Source organism: Moorena sp. SIO1F2 (genome assembly GCF_010672755.1).
GTDB lineage: Bacteria > Cyanobacteriota > Cyanobacteriia > Cyanobacteriales > Coleofasciculaceae > Moorena.
On record NZ_JAAHFV010000460.1, the window covers coordinates 1 to 4,414 of the forward strand.

Below are 4,414 nucleotides of genomic sequence, written 5' to 3' on the forward strand. Positions count from 1 at the left end.
CCTTCCCGTAGCGTGAGCAAAGGTCAATCGCTCTTTTCTACCAGTTGTCTGAGACCTTCCCCTCAAAACCTGCATCCCATCACCCAGGCATAATCAGGCTTTGAGGCACTTGTGTCCGGCAGTCAGGTTTTAGTCACTGTGACCCGAGAGGTGCCGATGGCATTAGCTAGATTCTGATGGGTCATGCGCACACTCAAGCGAGTTCCCTCGGGAACTGGCTCCCCCATTTCCTGTTTCAACAAGAATAATAACTGCTGCAAGCGGTCTTCCACTCGGCGCAGTCCAGCGATCGCTAAAAGTGCTTCTGTCTGTTGTATCCTGTGACCTAGCTGATTGAATAGGGTATGAGATAGATGAGGGGACGCTTCCAATTCAATCATCGAAAACCATTTAAGATGCACTTCGGATAAAGCTTGAGCCTGATAGGTGTCTAGAGCAGCCAACCCAATCCGGAAGGAGGTATCGGGCAATGCCCAACCTAGTAGCACTTCCTCTCCATCAAGGTTAATTTTACCAAAAAAATGGGTCTAAAGCCCCGTCCTTCGTTCGACGGCAATTCTAATAGACAATGGGATTGAAAGTTGGCACCTTGTGTGCTACACTAAAAGTATAATCAATAGACTGTAGTAGCTAGATACTGTCTAAACATAAGTAGGCAACGTAAAAAATATGTAGAGCGTACATATTGCGTAATTGGGTCTAACGACTTAAATGTTTATGAAAGATTTAGATAAAAAAGTATCTAGTTAAATAGATTTTGAAAAGGTACGGTGGGGCACACCGAAACCCAAGTCGGAAGACTAAATACGCTTGTGGATTTAAAGTTACCGTAAGAATAGTGGAGCCTTTATAGTCGGTCGGTTATGCAGCATAGGGGAAAGGTTTTGTAGTAAGGCTCCACTATTCTAAGGTTTCGTCTCCAAGGAGACCTCTATTTTTCCTGGCTCCGGCAAGGGATAACAAGTCACCCCGTGGAAGCAAGAATCCCCGTCCTTCCAGGGCGGGGAGTGTCAATCAGTTGAACAATACCTTGACAGACTTGCCAGATCCCAGGTGCAACCAAAGGAATGATTTCCCCCTTTGAACAAAATGTCTCGCCGAGACCAACAAAAAACACTACCTTTTCTTATTCTTTTGGCAATTCTAGATTAATCATATTTGTGTTAATATAATTTAATAGCCTCTAGAGTGGGGTGTGACTAGACCATGGGTAAAAAAAGCCAAAGAAAAACTAAAAAATCTCAACCTCAACCTCTGATTCGTACAGATGTGTGGCGTTTAGTTACTACTCCCGAACAGAAAGAGATGATGTTGATGACGGTAACCTGCTACCGTAAATATCTTTTACCTTTAGTTTTGATTGTGAATGCACAATGGTCTAATTTAGCCCCTCTAAGTAGCTTAGAATTAGTTTTGGCTGTGGAAAAAATGATTCATGTTACCACAGCTAACCCAAATCCCAAACATAGTTATTATCAGAAAATTGTCAACAAATATCCAGATCACCGTAAGTTTCCCAGCTATTTAAGAAGAGCAGCCATAGCTGAAGCAATTGGCATTGTTTCTAGTTTTCAAACCCGTTATCGTTCTTGGCAGTCGGGAAATCGTAAAAAACGTACAGCTAAAGCACCAAGACTAACAGCAATGTGTAAAACTTACCCGGCTTTGTATAAAGGTCAACAAATTTTATACGGTAAGGATTATCAAACTGTTGCTCTCAAGGTGTGGTCGGGAAAAGATTGGATTTGGTTAACTAATATAGGAGTAAAAAATCACGGAAATAATCGGCATTTAGTTGAGGGCAACAAATTAAAGTCACCTTCTTTAGTGGTGAATAAAACTAAATGTCAGCTCTCAATGCCAGTTCAAATAAAACCAGTAAAAAGAGAAGAAACCGATTATGTTTGTAGTGTTGACTTAGGGATAAATAATGCAGCAACGGCTGCTATCGTCGGGCGGGATGGTACTGTAAAGGCGAGGACTTTTATTAATCCAGCCAGAGACATAGACTATCGCAACAAACGACGAATGATGATAGCCAAAAAAGCTAAACAAACCAGTAATTTAACTGGTCAAACATTACCGAAAGGGTTTTGTGGTGGACTTAACCGCAAGTCAGCTAATCAAAATCTAGAGATTTCTCGAAAAGTAGCCAGACAAATTGTTCAATTCGCCAAGGTGCATGGCGTCAAGGTAATGGTCTTAGAAAATCTCTGGGGATGGAAAGCAAAAGCTGGGAAAAAAAGGTCATTAATGAAACAAAAATTTCACTTATGGTGTCACCGAAAAATTGTCGAAATAATCACAGATAAATGGACAGAATTAGGTGGAAAAGTTCAGACAGTTAATCCTAAATATACCAGTGCGGTAGCCTTTGATGGAAGTGGAAAAGTTAGACGAAGCCAAACAAATTATTCCCTAGCAAAATTCAAGAGTGGAAAACAATATCACGCGGATTTAAACGCTAGTTATAACATCGGTGCTAGATATTGGTATTGCTTAATAGTAGGGGATAAAAACTTTTCTAGGGTGTACGACAGCAAAAGTTCTGACGGCACATTGAGAACGCCAATTGTCCTGGGGACGTTAAGAAATTTAGCTGTTCAAGAGCGAATGAATCCCCATCCATAATCTTTGATTTGGATGGGGTGCGTTCAATACCAACGCAGCCGCTGTCGCTGTTTTTGTCCGTCTTGGGATATTCCGTGAAAGGCCTTTTGGGTTAGAGGCATTGTTTATAAGTTCTGTAGCTTCTCAAGCTCTATTAAACGCTCTTTGTAATGGGTAGGCAAAATAGTTTTGGTTTACCGTTGACTGTTGACCGTCCAGGGTTGACTGTACCATGTACTTAAAAGTAAACAGTCAACAGCCAGCATCCTAACTTGATTTCTCCCTACTTAGTTTATATTTCTTCTTAACTGACATCAAAAACCTATACCAGGCTTGTGCTGGTTGGTCGTAAAATGTGAAGATATCCCCATAAGCAACTGTGGCATCCTGATGATGAAGCCAATGCTTTTCTGGAGTAGTAATGCACAAGAAGTTGCAAAGGTGCTCTAGGGTCTCGGGAGTTTTCCACTCCATCACAGAAACATGCCTCCAGATCACATGAAGCTCACCCAAGACTAGTCCCAAGATAGTTCCTAGAGGAGAAATTTGCCAGAACCAAGGCACAAACATCAAATAAGGAAAGGCACCTGCGAAACCATCAAGGATTACCAGGGGGTTCTTAGTTAATACAGCATAGTGAATGAAGCTACGATTCTTACTATGGTGTACTATGGCATGGAATTTACCAAAAATGTGCTCAGGGACATGGTACACAAAAGTAGAAAGGAAATCCCCAAGTAGTAGCTGCACTAAAGCAACCAATAAAATCTTAATGATGAACACATCTAACTCCTATTCGTATGCGCTGATCTTAGTCAACAAACGTTAAGGTTTGTCAAAGAAGAGGTTAAACTGAAATTTATTATTTCTTGAAGGTATGCTCCTCTAGCAATTCTAAATCATTCTTGTACAAGAATCGTTATCTTATCTAATAGTTTAAATTAAGCCAATGTTTTCAAATTATCAATTATGACTCCTGACTTCTAATTTTTATACTTCATCTAAGTTGTACCACTCCGGCACGACGCGCTATATAATTTGAATTACTGAATTAATTGATATTCCTTTGCGGTTAATAGTTATTAATTGTTAATTCGAATTAACAATTAATAACTTTAAATGCTCATTATTCAAACGAACAGGAGATAAATCTGTCTATAGATGAGCTATAATTGACCCCAATATCAATTTTGTTTTTTTAAACATACTAAATTAAAAATATTTAGCTTAAAATAGTAATAATTTTAAGCTAAATAAAGTCTATAGTGACTTATCGTTTTCCAAATTACAGCGTTTTGAAAAACTATGAGGTACACAAAATTTTTTCCCTGTTCCCTATTCCCTGTTCCCTGCTCCGTTCGCGTTTCGCCAAAGCCGACGCTACGCGAACGCACAGCGTCGGCTTTGGCGAAAGCGTGGCCTACGGCCTTAGTCCCTAAAACCGAGAGATTTGTACCTGACCGAATTTAAAACCGATGTACATTATATCCCGCAACTATCACAGTTTTTTTTACAGGACTGACGCAGTAAGCTGATGTGCATTTAAATTGGTTATTCCCAGATCCGCTGTTCCCTTTGAGGAATTTAGGTATCCCAATCTAAATGCTGAACAACTTAACCTTACTTGTAGTGGCGTGGCCAGCTTAAAATTGTCTAATATAGAGTAATATCATGTAGGGATAAGGGCGACCGATGAAAGACGCTCAAGGAAGTGGAGATTCCGAAATCTCCCAATGTAGCTAGGGTTCAAGCTACGTCCCCACCCGAAGGAGCACTTCGAGATGGATATGGCGGTTTCGACTAC

4 protein-coding genes and 1 pseudogene are annotated in these 4,414 nt (G+C 40.3%); 3 read left to right on the forward strand and 2 right to left on the reverse strand.

What is annotated here, in order from left to right:
- Positions 1–122: 122 nt before the first annotated feature.
- A complete protein-coding gene (locus tag F6J94_RS30840) occupies positions 123–488 on the reverse strand; it encodes a Crp/Fnr family transcriptional regulator (protein WP_293047247.1) in 366 nt (121 codons plus the stop codon).
- Positions 489–816: 328 nt separating this feature from the next.
- Here F6J94_RS30840 and F6J94_RS30845 point away from each other — a divergent pair.
- Together F6J94_RS30845 and F6J94_RS30850 are read left to right on the forward strand one after the other, a co-directional pair.
- Positions 817–909 (forward strand): annotated as a pseudogene (locus F6J94_RS30845) (RNA-guided endonuclease TnpB family protein); the annotation flags it as partial.
- Positions 910–1,206: 297 nt separating this feature from the next.
- Positions 1,207–2,631 carry a transposase gene (locus tag F6J94_RS30850; RefSeq protein ID WP_293031068.1) on the forward strand — a complete coding sequence of 475 codons (1,425 nt, stop codon included), beginning with the start codon at positions 1,207–1,209 and terminating at the stop codon, positions 2,629–2,631.
- 246 nt (positions 2,632–2,877) lie between these two features.
- Here F6J94_RS30850 and F6J94_RS30855 read toward each other — a convergent pair whose 3' ends face one another.
- Positions 2,878–3,393 carry a sterol desaturase gene (locus F6J94_RS30855; protein WP_293028668.1) on the reverse strand — a complete coding sequence of 172 codons (516 nt, stop codon included), beginning with the start codon at positions 3,391–3,393 and terminating at the stop codon, positions 2,878–2,880.
- Positions 3,394–3,915: 522 nt separating this feature from the next.
- Here F6J94_RS30855 and F6J94_RS30860 point away from each other — a divergent pair.
- Positions 3,916–4,080 carry a hypothetical protein gene (locus tag F6J94_RS30860; protein WP_293047249.1) on the forward strand — a complete coding sequence of 55 codons (165 nt, stop codon included), beginning with the start codon at positions 3,916–3,918 and terminating at the stop codon, positions 4,078–4,080.
- Positions 4,081–4,414 lie beyond the last annotated feature (334 nt).